Consider the following 16,319-nt stretch of genomic DNA (forward strand, 5'->3'; position numbering starts at 1 on the left):
CCCGCTCTCTCACCGGTCGACGGGACCGGTCAGCTGGACGATGTCGTCGGACGCGATGTCATGCAGCCTGATCGCCAGGTCCTCCAGGGCACGGCAGGCGGCTAGTTCGTCGCCGATCTCGGCCACGGGCCGGTCGATCGGGTTGCGGCGGGCGACACCGCGGCCGGTGACGGCCACCATGTCCTGCGGTGTGTCCTGAGTGGTCAGCACGGCCTCGGCGCGGGTGTCGTCGCCGTCCTCGGTGATGTGGATCCGGACGGTCCACTGCTTGTCTTCCATCGAGATCACTTCCGTCGAGATCACTTCCGTAGGGGGTCGGATGCCCTACTGATGAGCGTGCGCCTCTTCCCGGGCCGGGTCCAGCGCGAGTCGACGCCGCCGGTTCCCGGCCGGACGATGGAAGGAGACGGAAGGAGGCCGGACATGACCGATGTCCTGACACGGCCGGCGGGCCGTACGAAGTTCGAACTCGGCAAGTCCCGCAAGGAGAGCCACCCTTGGGAGATACGGGTCGTCAAGCACCCGGAGCGCTCGGAGTCCGCGCACTTCCGCGCCGCGAAGAAGACGGCGAAGAAGATCCTCGCCGAGCTGGAGGCCGAGGAGTCCGAGCTGCCGTACGGGCCCGGGCCCTGGGAGATGCACCACGGTGGCAGCCTCTGGGTGAAGGCCGCCGACGGCTGGCGGATGTACCGGGCCCGGGTCGGCATCGAGTGGAGCGCGCAGTTCTGCGCCGATCCCGCGAAGGTCGACCGGCTCCGCCGGGAGGCCGCCGAGCTGATCGAGGTCTTCCCGCTCACCCTGCCGGCCCTGGACGAACTGGGCTACAAACGGGCCCGCGACCTCCTGGACACACCGATCACGGATGCCGACGGCGTCGAGGCCTGGACCGACTCGCTGTTCAACTCGTGCGTGCCGCTCAGCAGCCCCGACCACTCCGGCGTCCTGCCCAAGGCGGCAGGCGAGCACCACTACCCCTGGCCGGTCAAGGCAGCCGACTACTTCCGGTACGACGACTTCGAGCTGTGGGTGACCCTTCCCGACGGCACCAACGCCGGCGTCACCCCCGTCAGCCGGCGCGGCTCCGGCGACGGACAGCTCCGCATCGTCCACGCCCGGCACGGCACCCCGGCCGGGGACGCCGTCGCGGAGGCGCAGCGGCGCCGCATGATGGCCGTCGTGCCCCCGGACAGCCCCATCGCGCTGGCGGCGTTCGAACAGCAGATACCGCGCGGGGCGAAGTCGGCGTCCGGTCCCCTGCGCACCAGGCGGCGCGGCACCCCGAGCTGACAAGGGGGCGCACTCCTCCCGGGGAAGTACCCCTGCGCCCATCCGCTCCTGCCGCGGAGGCATGACAAGAGCCTCCGTGGGCACGATGTGCCGAAAGGTTGCGGAGAGAAGGCTGGTCGCAACGGACCGACCCATCGAAGGAGGAGGGCGTCATGAACCGTCAGACCAACGTCCGTGTGCGTGTCATCCGCCGGCCCGCCGCTCCCCGCGACACCCGGGGTGAGATCGACCGACGCACCCCCTCGGGGCGGATCCTGCCGTACTGACACCGGGCCCGCGCGCCCCGACCGACGTAGCGTGAGGGCATGCGGGTGCTGGTCGTCGAGGACGAGGAGCGGTTCGCGGCGGGGCTCAGGGACGGCCTGGAGGCCGAGGGCTTCGCGGTCGACATCGCGCTCGACGGCGTGGACGGGCTGTGGCTGGCCCGCGAGCACGGCTACGACGCGATCGTCCTCGACGTCATGCTGCCGAAACTCAACGGCTACCGGCTCTGCCGGACCCTGCGCGCCGAGCGCGACTGGACGCCGATCCTCATGCTCACCGCCAAGGAGGGCGAGTGGGACGAGATCGAGGGCCTCGACACCGGCGCCGACGACTATCTGACCAAGCCCGTCTCCTACGCCGTACTCCTGGCGAGACTGCGGGCGCTGCTGCGGCGGGAGGCCCGGCAGCGGCCCGCCGTGCTCGCCGCCGGTGATCTGCGGCTCGACCCGGCGGCCCGGACGGTCAGCCGGGGCGGACGCGACATCGAGGTCACCGCGCGGGAGTTCGCGGTGCTGGAGTTCCTGCTGCGGCGGGCCGGGGAGGCGGTGTCCAAGCGGACCATCCTCGACCACGTCTGGGGCGACGACTTCGAGGGCGACCCGAACATCGTCGAGGTGTATGTGAGGCGGCTGCGCAACAAGGTCGACCGGCCCTTCGGGCGGCGGTCGCTGCTGACGTCGCGCGGGCACGGGTACCGGCTCGTGCCCGACGACGGGTGACGGGTGCCCGATGACGGGCGAGCGGTACGAGCGCCGGCTGCGGGCGGTACGGGTCCGGGCCACGGCCGTCGCCGTGCTCGCGGTGGCCGTCGCCCTGCTCGCCGCCGGTGTCGGGCTCGTGGTCGGGCTGCGCACCGAGCTCAGCGACGACGTCCGGGACGCCGCCCGGTCACGGGCCTCGGACGTGGCCCGGGTCATCGAGGCGGGCCGGGGGGTGCCCGCGCCGACCGTGTCCGCGCCCGACGAGGAGTTCCTCCAGGTCGTCGCGGCGGACGGCACGGTCGTCGCGGCCAGCGAGAACGTCGCGGGACAACCCGCGCTGGCCCGGCTGGACCCCGGCGAGAGCGCCTCCGTCGACACCCCGCTCGACGACGACCCCTTCCTGGTCGTCGCGGTCGGCGCCCGGGACGACGGCCGCGAACTGGTCGTCCTCGACGGGCGGGACGCCACCGGGGTCGCCGAGGCCACGACCACGGTCACCTGGCTGCTGCTCATCGGCTTGCCGGTGCTGGTCGCCCTGGCGGCCACCGCGACCTGGATCGCCGTCGGCCGCACCCTGCGCCGTGTCGCCCGCGCCGAGGCGGCGCAGCGCCGCTTCGTCTCCGACGCCTCCCACGAACTGCGCTCACCCGTCGCCACCGTCCGCCAGCACGCCGAGGTCGCCCTCGCCCACCCCGGGCGCACCGACACCGGCGCCCTCGCCGGCACCGTGCTCGACGAGGCCGTACGCATGCAGCGCCTCGTCGACGACCTGCTGCTGCTCGCCCGCGCCGACGAGAGCGGCCTGCTGCGGGGCGGGCGGCGGCCGGTCGACCTCGACGACCTGGTCCTGGCGGAGGCGGGCCGGCTGCGCTCTGCCACGCCCGGCCTTCGCGTCGACAGCACGGCGGTGGGCGCGGCCCGCGTCACGGGCGACGAGGAGGCGCTACGGCGCCTGGTACGCAACCTGGGCGAGAACGCGGCCCGGCACGCCCGCACCCGGGTGTCCCTGGCGCTCACGGACACCGGGGACGGCTGGGTGCGGTTGCTGGTGGACGACGACGGCCCCGGCATTGCGGCCGCCGACCGGGCACGGGTCTTCGACCGCTTCGTACGGCTGGACGAGTCCCGTGCGCGGGGCGCGGGCGGGGCGGGGCTGGGTCTGGCGATCGTGGCGGAGGTCGCCGGGGCGCATCGGGGGCGGGTGGAGGCGGGGGTGAGCGAAGGGCTGGGCGGGGCGCGGTTCACGGTGATGCTGCCGTCGGCGGGGGAGTGACCGGCGGCAAGCCACGAGCCGGCCTCACCTTTCTGACAGGGCGTTCAGGGGCGTTCAGGGGATGTTCAGCGGTCGCGCGGGACCCTCGGTGCAGCGGACCGGCGCCTGGACCGGCGCCCGGATCGGCGCAGATCGGCGTGGAGGAGGTCGCCATGAACACCCATCGCAGGATGCTGTGGCCGGGGGCCGTCGTGGGTGCCGTCGTGCTGATGGCGGGCGCCTGCTCCCCGAGCGCCGGGTCGGAGCGGACGGGCGACGGCGACTGTGTGCGCGTCGTCGACGAGGAGACCGGCGCGACGGGCCGGGACTGTCTGCCGCTGGCACCCGAGCACGCCCGCGTCGACCTGACCGAGCCGGCCTTCTCCCACCCCGCCCGGATCACCAACCCCCTGCACCCGACCGCCCGGACCGACCAGGTCGTCATGGGCGGACAGGTCGGCGACGAGCCCTTCCGCACCGAGGTCAGCACCCTGCCCGGCACCAAGAGCATCACGTTCGACGGCACCACCGTCCAGGCCCTGACCTCGCAGTACGCCGCCTTCGAGGGCGGCCGTATCCACGAGGTCGCCCTCGACTGGTACGCCCAGGCCGACGACGGCTCCGTGTGGTACCTCGGCGAGGACGTCTTCAACTACGACAACGGCGTGGTCGCGGACACCGAGGGCACCTGGCAGGCGGGCCGCGACCAGGCACCCGCCGCGATGATCATGCCCGCGCATCCGGCGAAGGGCGATGTCTACCGGCCGGAGAACCTGCCCGGCGTCGTCTTCGAGGAGGTCACGGTGAAGGAGACCGACCGGACCGTGGACGGGCCGTACGGGAAGGTCGAGGGCGCGATCACGGTCCACGAACTGCACATGGACGGCTCGACCGAGGACAAGACCTTCGCCCCCGGCTACGGCGAGTTCTCCACCGGGAACGACGGCGGCGACCTGGAGGCGGTGTCGCTGGCCGTGCCGACGGACGCCCGGCAGGGCCCGCCCCCGGCGGAGCTGGCCGCACTGCACCGGGCGGCACGGGACGTGCAGGACGGCGAGGTCACCGGCGCCGACCTGGCCGCCGTGCGGGCCGCGTGGACGGCGTACCGCGACTCCGACGCCGTACCGAAGCTGCTCCGGACGCAGATGACCCGCGACCTCGACACGCTCGACGAGGCCGCCGGCGCACGGGACGAGGAGGAGATGGTCGACGCCGCGCTGCGGGTGGCGCAGAACACCTCGGATCTGCGGCTGCGGTACGAGCCGGTGCGGACGGTGGACCTGGAGCGGTTCGGCATGTGGGCCGGGCAGCTGGGCATCGACGCGGCAGCCGGCGCCCAGGGGGCGGTCGCCGGGGACGTCACCAGCCTCGAACTGCTGTGGGAGCGCCTGAAGGACGCCACCCCCGGCGCCGAGCGGGCCGCGGTCGCGGCGGACCTGCACGCGGCCCGGGAGGCGGCCGACCGCAAGGACCTGGCGCAGGCCGGGCAGCTGGCGCCGAGCCTGCGGGAGCACATCGCACGGGTCGCGTCCTGACGCCGGTCGTCCGTCCTCGGGCGCTCAGCTCGCCGGGTCCAGCTCCAGTGGCTCGATCTTGCCCTCCAGCATGGTGCCGAGGCCCTGCACCGCGCAGACGTCCGGTCGCTCGGCGATGTGCACCGGCATGCTGGTGGCCTGCCGCAGCATCTCGTCGAAGCCGGGGAGCAGGGCGCTGCCGCCGACCATCATGATGCCCCGGTCGGCCAGGTCGGCGACCAGGTCGGGCGGGCAGTCCCGCAGCACCTTGCCGATGCTGTCGAGGACCGCGGTGAGCGGGGTCTGGATGGCGTCCCGGACGGCGGCGGTGTCGACCTGGACGCTGCGGGCGAGGCCGGTGCAGACGTCACGGCCGTGGATCTCGGTGGAGGTCGGGCCGTGCGGGGTGAGCCCGTTGCCGGACAGGGCGAGCTGCAGCGGCCGTACGTTCTGGCTGGGCAGCATCAGCTCGTGTTCGTGCCGCAGGTGCTGCACGATCGCGTGGTCCACCGCCTCCCCGCCGACGCGGACCCGTTCGGCGGTGACGATGTTGCCGAGGGACAGCACGGCGACCTCGGTCGCGGCGGCCCCGCACACCATGATCATGCTGGCCTCGGGCTGCTCCACGGGCAGTCCGCAGCCCACGGCGGCGGCGATGAGGGTGTCGACCAGTTCCACGCGCCGCGCGCCGAGGCCGACCAGGGTCTCGATCGCCGCGCGCTGGGCCAGCGGGTCGGCGTCGTGCGGCGTGCAGGCCGCCGCGCGCAGGAACGGCTTGCGGCGCAGGGCGCGGCGCATCTTGTCGCCGAGCAGGTGCCGCAGCATGCGCTGCGCCATCTCGATGTCGACGACGGTGCCGCCGGAGACGGGCCGTACGACGCGGATGTAGTGCGGGGTGCGGCCGGTCATCTTCTCCGCGAACTCACCGACCGCGATCAGGGCGCCGGTCCGGGTGTTGACGGCGGCGACGGAGGGCTGGTCGACGACGAGTCCGGTGCCCTTCACATAGACGCGGGTCCTGGCCGCCCCCAGGTCGACGGCGAAGTGGCAGCGGCGCAGCTGCTCCAGAGTGGCGGTCATGGGGCATCCTCCCGGAAACGCAGACCATGGGTCCGCCGGGTGGGTGGCGGGCCTCGCTTGGGATTGCGGGTCGTGTGCGGGGCCGGCGCTTGTGTGCGGCCTCCCTCGAATCGTGCGGGCGGCCGGGAGGGGGGCGCCTTCTGGAGGGGGCCGGGTGGGGTGCGGCTGAATGGGGGTTTTTGTTTCTGATGGGATGTCAGGCGCGTGTCGCGGCCGGAGGGGGCGGGCGGTATCGAGTAGGGGCCGCTCCCTACCCCTCGACGACGCCCCGGATCAACCCCAGCTCCACCAGGTCCTGCGGCCGGATCCGGAGTTGATCCGCCGTCGCCTCCACCTCCTGAGGCCCCCGCTTCAGGATCGCCGCCGCCAGCTCCGGCGCGATGACCGAGAAGTAGCTGTCCGGCGTGGCCCAGGTGTTGCCCGGTGACGCGAGCGCCAGCGCGCCGCCGGAGCCGCCCTCGCCGATCAGCAGGGTCGTGATCGGTGTGCGTGCCGAGGCCACCGCGCCGAACAGATCCGCGATGGCGGCGCCCACCCCCTGCCGCTCCGCCTCCGCGTCATTGGCCGCGCCCGGCGTGTCCACCAGCGTCAGCACCGGGATCCCGAGCCGGTCCGCGAGGCGGATCAGGCGGGCGGCGGTGCGGTAGCCGGCGGGGCGGGTGGCGCCCCCGGTCTGCGCGGCATAGGCGACCGTACGGCCCTCGTGCTCGCCGAAGCCGCACAGCATGCCCTCGGGGTCGGTGCCGCCGCAGCGGTCGCCGCTGATCGCGACGCGGTGGGAGAAGTAGGCCGACAGGTACGCCTGCGCACGCGGACGCCGGGGCGAGCGGGCACGCCGGACCGCGTCCCAGCCCGTGGTGGGCAGGTCGGTGCTGGCGAGGGCGCGCGGTGGCGGGGCGGGCCGGGTGGAGCGGGCGGTCAGCAGCCGCAGCCACCGCCCCACCGCGCCCCGCACCTCTCCCGGCCGCACCACCGCGTCCACGGCCCCCGCCGCCAGCTGCGCCTGAGCCGTGTACGCCGCCGGGTCCGCGTCCTGCGGCCTGACCCGGGAGCCCGCGAAGCCGACCTGGGCGTCGGGGAGGGCGAGGATCACATCGGCGCCCGCGCCGAGGGTGGCCCAGCCGCCGCCCGTCGTCGGGTCGCGGAGCACCGCGATCTGGGGCAGGCCCGCCTCACGGGTGAGCGTGGACTGCCGTGCCACGCGCTGGAGTTGGGTGAGGGCGAGCATGCCCTCCTGCACACGACTGCCGCCCGTCGCCACCAGCGGGACCACCGGGAGGCGGCGGGCGCGGGCGTAGGTGTACGCCGCCTCCAGCCGGTCACCGGTGCGCTCGCCCAGCGAGCCGCCCAGGAAGCCGAACTCGAACGCGATCAGGACGGCGCGCGTGCCCTCGACGGTGCCGGTGCCGCAGACCACCGACTCCTCCTCGCCGGTGCGTTCGACGGCGCGGGCGCGCAGGGCGTCGTAGCCCTGCCAGGCGAGGGGGCCGTCGGGCCCGGACCGCCCTTGCGGGTGGGGGAGTTCGGTGAAGCTGCCGGGTTCGGTCATCAGGGCGATGACCTGCCGTGCCGCGAGGCGCTCCGTCATGAGGTCAGCGCCCGCTTCATGATCTTCCCCATGTCGTTGCGGGGAAGGGCGTCCAGGTAGTGGACCGTGCGAGGACGCTTGTGCGGCGCCAGCCGGGCGGCGACATGGTCCGCCAACTCCGCCGCGGTGGGCGGCGCTTGGGGATCCGCCGGGACGATCCACGCCACGATCCGCTCGCCCAGGTCCGCGTCCGGCTCCCCGGTGACCGCCGCCTCCCGCACCCCGGCGTGTTCGAGGAGGGCGTTCTCGATCTCACCCGCCCCGATCTTGTAACCCCCGCTCTTGATCAGATCGGTGGCCTTGCGGCCGACGATACGGACGTACCCGTCGGCCTCCCGCACCGCCATGTCGCCGGTGCGGAACCAGCCGTCCTCCGTGAAGGCCGCGGCCGTCGCGTCGGGGCGGTTGAGGTACTCGGTGAACAGGTTCGGGCCGCGCACCTGGATCTCGCCCACGGTCTCGCCGTCGTACGACACGATCGGCGTCCCGTCCTCTTCCACCAGCCGCAGCTCCACCCCCGGCAGCGGTACGCCGACGGTGCCGGCCCTGGCCTCGCCGTCCGCACGGACGCTGGTGTTCATCAGCGTCTCCGTCATGCCGTACCGCTCGACGACCCGCTGCCCCGTCGCGGCCGTGATCCGCTCGTGGTCGTGCACGGGGAGCGCTGCGGAGCCCGAGACGAGCAGTCGGGCCTTGCCCAGCGCCTGCGCCAGCCCCGGGTCCTCGGAAAGGGTCTGGGCGAGGCGGTGATACATCGTCGGCACGCCGAACATCATGGTCGCGCCGTCGTTCAGCTCCCGCGCGACGCCCTCCGTGCTGAACCTGCCGAGGTGGCGTACCGAGCCGCCGCGGCGCAGCGGGCCGAGGATGCCGAGGACCAGGCCGTGCACATGGAACAGGGGCAGGCCGTGCACCAGTACGTCCTCGCCGGTCCACTGCCAGGCGTCGGCGAGCGCGTCCAGCGTGTGGGCCACGGCCCGGCGGGGGATGACGGCGCCCTTGGGCGGGCCGGTGGTGCCGGAGGTGTACACGATCAGGGCCGGGTCCTCCGCGGTGGCCCGCGACTCCGGACGGGGGCCCGCTGCCCGTACGTCGATGTCGGCCCGCTCCAAGTCCCGCAGTGGAAGGGGCAGTTCATCGCCGGGCGCGGCCAGTACGAGGCTCGGCGCGCTGTCGGCGAGGATGTGCCCCAGCTCCTTCTCCCCCGACTTCGGGTTGAGCGGCACGGCGGCGATCCCCGCCTCCAGCGCCGCCACCACGGCGACGGCGGTCTCCAGGGTCGGCGTCGCCCAGACGGCGACCCGGCCCTTGCCCGCGATCCGGTCCGCGAGGGCGCCGCAGGCGGCGCCGAGTTCGCCGTACGTCAGGGAACGGTCGCCGAACCGCAGGGCGATCCGGTCCGGCCGGCCGCCGGTCAGGGCCGGGAAGAGAGAGGACACGCGGAGTACTCCTTACCTGTTCAACACATGCTCGACGAGATCGGTTGACTCTGTCGGCCTACCCCCAGCCCGGCACGACCATCACCAGCCACACCACCGCGGGCACCACAGCCACCACGATCCCTCCGTACACCATCAGCTGCCGGAAGAAACGCTCGCGGTCGACATCCGGTGCCGCGGCCAGCACCAGCGCGCCGTTCGTCGAGAAGGGGCTCACGTCCACGACCGTCGCCGACACCGCGAGCGCCGCCACCATGCCGACCGCGCCGATCTCGCCCTGCGCAAGGAACGGCACCGCGAGCGGGATGAGCGCGCCCATGATGCCGACGGAGGAGGCGAACGCCGAGACGATCGCGCCGATGTAGCAGAGCAGTACGGCGGCCAGCAGCGGTACGCCGATGCCGCTGACGCCCTCGCCGGCCCAGGTGATGGTGCCCATCTCCTCCAGCACGCCGATGTACGTCAGCACACCGCAGATCAGCAGCACCGTCGGCCAGGCGATCTCGCCGACCGCCTTGCGGCTGTCCTCGGGCCAGGCCGTGCTCAGGACGACGGCCAGGGTGATCGCGGTCAGTCCGGCGTCCAGGTCGAAGGCGAGGACGGCCACGACGAGGGCGACCAGGGAGAGGAGGGTGGCGATACGGGCGGGGGTGAGGGCCACCTCGGTGGCGGTGGCGGTGGGGGCGGGGCGGGTCACGGTGGTGCCGCCCTCGCGGGAGCCACCGCCGCCGGAGAGGGGCTCGCCGTCCGCACCGGTGTCCCCGGCGCCGCGGTGCCCGTCCGTCTCCACCGCCCCCTGCGCCCACAGCTTCAGCCCGCCGAAGAGGACGAACACGACGCCCGCGATGACGAGGTTGACGATCAGGGAGGCCAGGAAAAGCGTGACTTCGCTGCCCGGCAGCTTCTCGCGCTCGACGATGCCGTTGACGATCGAGCCGTAGATGCTGATCGGCGAGAAGCCGCCGCCCTGGGCGCCGTGCACGACCATCGCGCCCATCAGCAGCGGGCTGATCCCGTACCGGGCGGCGAAGCTCAGCGCGATCGGCGCGACGATCGCCACGGCGGCGGGGCTCACGGCTCCGATCGCGGTGAGTGCGCCGGTCAGGGCGAACATCACCCAGGGGATGAGCGCCACCCGGCCCCGTACGAGCCGGATGGAGGCGTGCACCAGCCAGTCGGTGGTGCCGTTGGAGCGGGCGATGGCGAAGAGGTATGTGACGCCGACGAGGACGACGAACAGATCGCCGGGGAAGCCGGCGAAGATGCCGTCCGCGTCGAGGTCGGCGACGAGCGTGCCGACCGCGAAGGCGGCGGCGAAGGCGAGCGCGCCCATGTTGATCGAGCGGGTCGTCGCGATGACGAACACCACGGCGAGGACGAGGATCGAGATGAGTTCGGGGGACATACGGGCTCCCGTCTTTGGGTCCCGGAGCGGTTGCGGGTTACACCTGGATTGGCCGAGTGGCTGAGCCAATTGGGGTGATGGCTGGATAGCGTGGGTGCGCGGCGCGAGGACGTCAAGGGATAGCGCAAGAATTGGCTCAGCCACTTTGCCTCTCGACCGGCCCGATCGCCCGCTCGCCCGGTGTTACGCTCCCGACGAGAAGGGGGACCCCGTGACCGACGCCCTGCGCCCCATGACCAAACAGCGCCTCTACGAGCAGGTGCTCGACCGGCTGCGCAGCTACGTCGCCGAGGGCGGCCTGGGCGCCGGGGACCGGCTGCCGACCGAGCGTGACCTGGCCCAGCGGCTGGGGGTGAGCAGGGCCTCGGTGAAGCAGGCGATCGTGGTCCTGGAGGTGCAGGGCCTGGTGGAGGTACGGCACGGCGGCGGCACGTACCTCGTCCGGGACAGCCTCGACGTGGAGCCGGTGGAGCGGATGGTCGACCGCCGCCGACGGCTCCCGGACGTCCTGGAGGCCCGCGAGGCCCTGGAGACCAAGCTCGCCGAACTGGCCGCCGAGCGCCGCACCGACGACGATCTCGCGGCGATGCGCTCGGCCCTCGCGCACATGGCGAAGGAGATCGCGGACGACGGCCACGGAGTGGAGGGCGACCGCCTCTTCCACGCCGCCGTCACCGCCGCCGCGCACAGCAGCATCCTCGCCGAGTTCATGCGCTCCATCTCCGACCAGATCGCCGAGAGCCGCACCGAATCCCTGCGCCAGCCCCACCGCCCCGCCCGCTCCCTCGCCCAGCACCAGGCCATCCTCGACGCCATCGCCGCCGCCCGCCCGGCCCAGGCCGCCGCCGCCATGCGCCGCCATGTCCGTACGGTGGCGAAGGTGCGGTTGCTGGACTGGGAGCCGGAGGACGAGGAGCGGTAGGGCGCCTCGCTCAGGCCGCCGCCTCCACCACATCCGCCACCACACAACTGACGTTGTCCGGTCCGCCCGCGTCGTTCGCCGCGGCGATCAGCGTGTGTACGGCGGTGTCGGGGGCCGGGGCCGAAGTGAGGAGGCGGCGGATGTCGGCATCCGGGACGACCGTGGAGAGGCCGTCGGAGCAGAGCAGGTAGCGGTCGCCGGGGTGGGCGTCCTGGAGGCGGAGGTCCGGGGTCGCGGGGGTGCTCGGGGAGAGGGCCTTGAGCAGCAGGGAGCGCTGGGGGTGGGTCGTCGCCTCCTCCGGCGTCAGACGGCCCTCGTCGATCATCGACTGGACCACCGTGTGGTCGTCGGTGATACGGAACAGGGCGCCGTCGCGCAGCAGATAGGCGCGGGAGTCGCCGATGTGGACCAGGGCCAGCCGGGAGCCGGTCCACAGCAGGGCCGTCAAGGTGGTACCGGCCTCCTCATGCATACCGTTCGCCGCGTCCCGGACCGCCTCCGTGGCGCCCCGCACCGCCTCCTCCAGCAGGTTCAGCACGTTGCCCGCCGGCAGCTCGGCCGTGTCCAGGAAGCGCAGCGCTTCCACCGCCGCGCTGCTCGCGGGCTCACCCGCCGGACCGAAGCCGTCGGCCACCGCGAGCAACCGCGTGCCCGCGTATGCGGTGTCCTGGTTGGCGGGGCGGATCCGGCCGCGGTCGGAGTGGGCGCAGTAGCGGAGTTCCAGCATGGTGGAGTCCTTCCTCGGTGTCTCGGACATGTGTCGGACGAGGAACTCGGCGAGGTCCCGCCGCGCGGCCGTCTCCGCCTCGACCTGCGCCCAGTAGGCGCGGATCTCACTCGCGGCGTCGGCCGGCCGCAGTGCGCACAGCTGACGGATCCGGGCCAGCGGCATCCCCAGCCGCCGCAGCCACGCCACCAGCCGGGCCCGCTCCAGCTGCTCGACGGCGTAGTACCGGTAACCCGTGTCCGGATCGACCCGGCCGGGCTTCAGCAGCTCCAGCTCGTCGTACAGCCGCAGCGCCTTCGGCGACAGCCGGCAGGCCTTCGCGAAGGCCCCGATCGTCAGCATGTCCTCGCGCATCGTGACCCCTTCCGGTTCCTCGCACCGATGCTGTGGCTTCACCGAAGGTGAAGGTCAAGCGGCCTGTTCCGGTTCCGCGGGCGGTTGTTAGCCTGCGCAGCGCACCACCGTCTTTCCGTGGAGGAACCGCCGTGCCCCGCATAGCCCTCGTCACCTGCCGTCCCGGCCCCGAGATCAGCGTCGACCGCGATCTCCCCGTGCTGGTGCGGGCGCTGCGGGACGCCGGGGCCCAGGCGGACGCCGTGTACTGGGACGACGAGACCGTGGTCTGGGACGGCTACGACCTCGCCGTGATCCGCTCCACCTGGGACTACAGCTGGCGTGCGGCGGAGTTCCTGGCCTGGGCGGAGCGGTGCGGCAAGGCCACCCGGCTCGCGAACCCGGCCGGTGTGGTGCGGTGGAACGCGGACAAGCGCTACCTCGGCGAGCTCGCCGGGGCCGGGGTGCCCGTCGTGCCCACGCGCTACTTCGCGCCCGGCGACGGCCCGGGTGTCCCCGATCTCCCGGACAACCACGAGTACGTCGTCAAGCCCACCTCCGGCGCGGGCGCGCGATTCGCCGCCCGCTACTCGCCCGACGAGCACGACGCGGCCGTACGGCAGCTCGCGCGGATGCACGCGGAGGGGTTCACCGCGATGGTGCAGCCCTACATCAAGGACATCGACTTCAGCGGGGAACGGGCGCTCCAGTTCTACGGCGGCCGTCTCCTGCACGCCAGCCGCAAGGGCGCCGTTCTCACCCCCGGCACCCCCTACGACCAGCGCAAGGTCGCCCACCCCGGCCTGGAGCCCTGGACCCCGACCCCGGCCGAACTCGCCGTCGCCGAGCGGGCCCTGGCCGCCGTACCGGAGCCCGAGGAGCTGCTGTACGCGCGCGTCGACCTCGTCGACGGGGAGGACGGGCAGCCGCAGGTCATGGAGCTGGAGCTGGTCGAGCCGAATCTGTTCCTGTCGCTGCACCCGGCGTCCGTAGCGCGCGTGACCGAGGCGATCCTGACGGCCGCTACTCGCTGACCGCCACCCGCTGCAACAACCCCCACGTGAACTCGGCGACCACCTCCCGCCGCACCCCCTGACCGTCCGGCGCCGCGAACGCCAGCCCCCACCGTGTCGGCGCCGTGCCCTCCAGCGGCCGGGCGGGCGCGAAGGCGCGGGCCGCCTCGTCGACCGTGCAGGACCAGGGGGTCAGGTCGGCGAGGGTGCGCAGGGTCGGGCCGGTGGCGTCCGTCGCGCGCGTGGCCGAGGCGATCCTGACGGCCGCTACTCGCTGACCGCCACCCGCTGCAACAACCCCCACGTGAACTCGGCGACCACCTCCCGCCGCACACCCTGACCGTCCGGCGCCGTGAAGGCCAGCCCCCACCGTGTCGGCGCCGTGCCCTCCAGCGGCCGGGCGGGCGCGAAGGCGCGGGCCGCCTCGTCGACCGTGCAGGACCAGGGGGTCAGGTCGGCGAGGGTGCGCAGGGTCGGGCCCGTGGCGCCCGGGGCGCGTACGAGCCACTCGTTCCACACCGCGCCGTTCGGTGCGAGCAGCACCTCGAAGCGCAGGTCGGGCCAGAGCGGCACGGGCCACAGCCAGGCCTCGCACTCCAGGTCGCCGACCTTGCGGGTGACCACGGACTCGGGCGCGCCCAGCACCGAGCGGTACCGGGAGGCGGCCCCGCGCGCCCTCGGTGAGCGGACCATCGCCTGCCACCGCCTGTTCGCCTCGCGCATCTCGGCGAGGGAGACGCCCAGTTCACGGCGGGCCTCGTCCACGAGATCCGGGTTGTGGTCGGCCATCCGGCGCAGCAGCACCAGCTGGAAGTCGAGCGGGGTGAACGGGCTAGCGGGGCGCTTTCCGGAGGGCATGCGCTCCATCGTCGCCGATCGGACGGCGGCCGTCGGGGAGAAAGAGGACCGAATTGACGTACCGCGGGCCACGGAAGGGCAGGACCCGCCGCAGCAGGCCCTGGGTGACGACGTACGAGGTCTCCGCCTGGTGGGTCTCCAGGGGGAAGCGGCTCAGGGGCACCCAGTCGCGGCCGGGCAGGACCCAGCCGTCGTAGCCGAGCAGGGAGAGATACGTCAGCACCGGGGCGATCGGCTGGATGCGGGACTCCAGCTCGATGAACAGGGCGGGCCGGTCGCGGGCCAGGATGCCGGTCGCGCCGCGCAGCACCGCGAGCTCGCTGCCGTCCACGTCGACCTTGACGAACCCGACGTCCCTCAGGCCGAGTTCGTCGAGGGTGACACAGCTGACCGGCAGTGCCGTGGCGTGGATGTCCCGGCGGACCAGGGAGGACACACCCCGGTCGCCCGCGTCGCGCGGCGGCAGCCACAGCCGGGCCGTGCCGGGGCGCTCGGCCGCCGCGGCCTGCACGACCCGGACGTTGGGCGGGGCCGTCGCCGCCAGGAGCCGCGCCAGATGAGGGACCGGTTCCACGGTCACCACCCGGCGTGCCCGCCGCGACAGCCGCCGCGTCCACGGGCCGTACCACCCCCCGACGTCCACGGCGGTCCCGCACCCGGCGGGACACAGCTCCGCCAGCCGGGCCAGCTCAGGCTCGAAGCGCGGGTACACCGCACGGGCGACGGCGGCCACCAGGCGGGTGGGCAACAGCGGGGCGATGCTCGCGGCGAGGGTCATGGAGCCATCCGTTTGAGGAGTTCCTCGTGTTCGTCGTCGGAGACCTGCTCCCCGGAGGCCGGCAGCAACTGGGGGATGCCGTCCACGATCGGGTAGCGGCGGCGCAGGCGCGGGTTGTACAGCGCCTCGGCCGTCTCCGCCTCGGGGGCGGGCGCGTCCGGTACCTCGACGAGGTGCAGCGGCCCCTTGTCGAGCGGACAGGCCAGGATCTGCAGCAGTGGGTCGTCGGGTTTCATGGGGGAGTCAACTCCTTGGCGCCGATGGAGGGTTGGGGAGCCGGTGCGGGCGGGTCGTGCCGGGGCATCGACAGCAGTACGGCGAGGGCGAGCGCCGTACCCGCGATCCGCAGCGCCAGCCGCAGCGGGTCCTCGGGCAGCGACTCGCCGAACGACAGCGTGCCGAGCACGGCCGTGTACAGGCAGGTCACCGTCGTGCACACCGGCACGATCAGCGAGGCCCGGCAGCGTTGCAGCGCCGCCTGCGACATGACCAGCCCGAACGCGCCGGTGAACAGAAGGAGATACGGATACGGGGAGCGCAGCAGATCCAGCAGGGCGGCGGCCGGTCCGCTGGTCGTCAGGTAGCTCGACACGCCCTTGATGGCCAGCGAGCTGACCCCGTACAGCAGCCCCACCGCCACGCCGTACTCGACGCCGGTCGTCGGCAGCCGGTGCCGGTGCCGGGTCCTGCGCTCGGCGGAGTTGTACAGCCACACGCCCGCCGCCAGCGACGGCACACACACCAGCAGGATCAGCGGATACGGGGCGTGCCGGCTCACCGTCTCCCCGCCGCCCGGGCCTTCGCGCAGCGAGAGCACGACCATCAGCAGCGCGGCGAGGATCGCGCCGAGCGCGTACCGCTCCCGTCCGCTGGTCTCCTCGCCCAGCAGCCGCGCGGACAGCAGCACGAGCAGGACGAGCCCGGAGACGAAGATGCCCTGCGCGGCGGCGATCGGCAGGGTGCGGTAGACGACGAGCTGCGCCGCGAAACCGGCGGCGAGGGCGAGCGATCCGCCGATCCACAGGGGACTGCCGAGCACCAGCCGCAGCAAGCGGGCGGGTTGCCGGATGCTCACCTCCGGGAGGGCGGTGAGCGCCCGTTTCTCCAGGACGAAACCGAGGCTGTACAGGGTGTTCGCCAGCAGGGCCGCGGCCACTC

General features: G+C 73.4%; 17 protein-coding genes. 6 read left to right on the forward strand and 11 right to left on the reverse strand.

What is annotated here, in order from left to right; all coding sequences use genetic code 11:
* Nucleotides 1-9: 9 nt before the first annotated feature.
* A complete protein-coding gene (locus ACZ7NC_RS22790; protein ID WP_471490747.1) occupies nucleotides 10-279 on the reverse strand; it encodes a DUF1876 domain-containing protein in 270 nt (89 codons plus the stop codon).
* 144 nt (nucleotides 280-423) lie between these two features.
* On the opposite strand from ACZ7NC_RS22790, the gene ACZ7NC_RS22795 reads away from it, so the two are divergent.
* The 4 genes from ACZ7NC_RS22795 to ACZ7NC_RS22810 all read left to right on the forward strand — a co-directional run bounded on the left by ACZ7NC_RS22795 (nucleotide 424) and on the right by ACZ7NC_RS22810 (nucleotide 5,039).
* Nucleotides 424-1,287, forward strand: a complete 864-nt coding sequence (locus ACZ7NC_RS22795) for a DUF6424 family protein (RefSeq protein ID WP_471490749.1) — start codon at nucleotides 424-426, stop codon at nucleotides 1,285-1,287.
* Nucleotides 1,288-1,592: 305 nt separating this feature from the next.
* Nucleotides 1,593-2,270: a response regulator transcription factor gene (locus tag ACZ7NC_RS22800; RefSeq protein WP_471490750.1), complete on the forward strand. Its 678-nt coding sequence runs from the start codon at nucleotides 1,593-1,595 to the stop codon at nucleotides 2,268-2,270.
* A 10-nt stretch (nucleotides 2,271-2,280) separates the two neighbouring features.
* Nucleotides 2,281-3,525, forward strand: coding sequence for a sensor histidine kinase (locus ACZ7NC_RS22805; protein WP_471490752.1), 1,245 nt, complete (start codon nucleotides 2,281-2,283; stop codon nucleotides 3,523-3,525).
* Between the two features lie 152 nt (nucleotides 3,526-3,677).
* Nucleotides 3,678-5,039 (forward strand): hypothetical protein, encoded by a 1,362-nt coding sequence (locus ACZ7NC_RS22810; RefSeq protein WP_471490753.1) that lies wholly within the window; start codon nucleotides 3,678-3,680, stop codon nucleotides 5,037-5,039.
* Between the two features lie 24 nt (nucleotides 5,040-5,063).
* Here the strand turns inward: ACZ7NC_RS22810 and mreB are convergent, their stop codons facing one another.
* From mreB to ACZ7NC_RS22830, 4 genes are all read right to left on the reverse strand, one after another.
* Entirely contained in the window at nucleotides 5,064-6,098 is a 1,035-nt protein-coding gene (gene mreB / locus ACZ7NC_RS22815; RefSeq protein WP_471490755.1) for a rod shape-determining protein MreB, read from the reverse strand.
* 250 nt (nucleotides 6,099-6,348) lie between these two features.
* Nucleotides 6,349-7,686, reverse strand: a complete 1,338-nt coding sequence (locus ACZ7NC_RS22820) for a carboxyl transferase domain-containing protein (protein WP_471490757.1) — start codon at nucleotides 7,684-7,686, stop codon at nucleotides 6,349-6,351.
* A complete protein-coding gene (locus ACZ7NC_RS22825) occupies nucleotides 7,683-9,125 on the reverse strand; it encodes an acyl-CoA synthetase (RefSeq protein ID WP_471490759.1) in 1,443 nt (480 codons plus the stop codon). Before ACZ7NC_RS22825 ends, ACZ7NC_RS22820 begins: the two co-directional genes overlap by 4 nt.
* Nucleotides 9,126-9,183: 58 nt before the next feature.
* On the reverse strand, nucleotides 9,184-10,530 hold the full coding sequence (locus ACZ7NC_RS22830; protein ID WP_471490761.1) for an SLC13 family permease: 1,347 nt from the start codon (nucleotides 10,528-10,530) through the stop codon (nucleotides 9,184-9,186).
* Nucleotides 10,531-10,741: 211 nt separating this feature from the next.
* Here ACZ7NC_RS22830 and ACZ7NC_RS22835 point away from each other — a divergent pair, with 211 nt between their 5' ends.
* Complete coding sequence (locus tag ACZ7NC_RS22835; protein WP_471490764.1) at nucleotides 10,742-11,452, forward strand: FadR/GntR family transcriptional regulator; 711 nt, start codon at nucleotides 10,742-10,744, stop codon at nucleotides 11,450-11,452.
* Between the two features lie 10 nt (nucleotides 11,453-11,462).
* Here ACZ7NC_RS22835 and ACZ7NC_RS22840 read toward each other — a convergent pair whose 3' ends face one another.
* Entirely contained in the window at nucleotides 11,463-12,533 is a 1,071-nt protein-coding gene (locus ACZ7NC_RS22840) for a MerR family transcriptional regulator (protein ID WP_471490765.1), read from the reverse strand.
* A 131-nt stretch (nucleotides 12,534-12,664) separates the two neighbouring features.
* On the opposite strand from ACZ7NC_RS22840, the gene ACZ7NC_RS22845 reads away from it, so the two are divergent.
* Nucleotides 12,665-13,546, forward strand: a complete 882-nt coding sequence (locus ACZ7NC_RS22845) for an ATP-grasp domain-containing protein (RefSeq protein ID WP_471490767.1) — start codon at nucleotides 12,665-12,667, stop codon at nucleotides 13,544-13,546.
* Here ACZ7NC_RS22845 and ACZ7NC_RS22850 read toward each other — a convergent pair.
* From ACZ7NC_RS22850 to ACZ7NC_RS22870, 5 genes are read right to left on the reverse strand one after another with little or no spacing between them, the layout of a single operon-like run.
* Complete coding sequence (locus ACZ7NC_RS22850) at nucleotides 13,536-13,829, reverse strand: hypothetical protein (protein ID WP_471490768.1); 294 nt, start codon at nucleotides 13,827-13,829, stop codon at nucleotides 13,536-13,538. The genes ACZ7NC_RS22845 and ACZ7NC_RS22850 overlap by 11 nt on opposite strands.
* Entirely contained in the window at nucleotides 13,793-14,383 is a 591-nt protein-coding gene (locus tag ACZ7NC_RS22855; protein WP_471490769.1) for a hypothetical protein, read from the reverse strand. Before ACZ7NC_RS22855 ends, ACZ7NC_RS22850 begins: the two co-directional genes overlap by 37 nt.
* Nucleotides 14,358-15,161, reverse strand: a complete 804-nt coding sequence (locus ACZ7NC_RS22860; RefSeq protein ID WP_471490770.1) for an FkbM family methyltransferase — start codon at nucleotides 15,159-15,161, stop codon at nucleotides 14,358-14,360. The genes ACZ7NC_RS22855 and ACZ7NC_RS22860 overlap by 26 nt, the downstream gene beginning before the upstream one ends.
* The gene (locus tag ACZ7NC_RS22865) at nucleotides 15,158-15,397 is read right to left on the reverse strand and encodes a Trm112 family protein (protein ID WP_471490772.1); all 240 of its coding nucleotides are present in this window, start codon (nucleotides 15,395-15,397) and stop codon (nucleotides 15,158-15,160) included. Before ACZ7NC_RS22865 ends, ACZ7NC_RS22860 begins: the two co-directional genes overlap by 4 nt.
* A complete protein-coding gene (locus ACZ7NC_RS22870) occupies nucleotides 15,394-16,317 on the reverse strand; it encodes a hypothetical protein (protein WP_471490897.1) in 924 nt (307 codons plus the stop codon). The genes ACZ7NC_RS22865 and ACZ7NC_RS22870 overlap by 4 nt, the downstream gene beginning before the upstream one ends.
* Nucleotides 16,318-16,319 lie beyond the last annotated feature (2 nt).

The sequence above is a fragment of the Streptomyces sp. NPDC111802 genome (assembly GCF_055634335.1).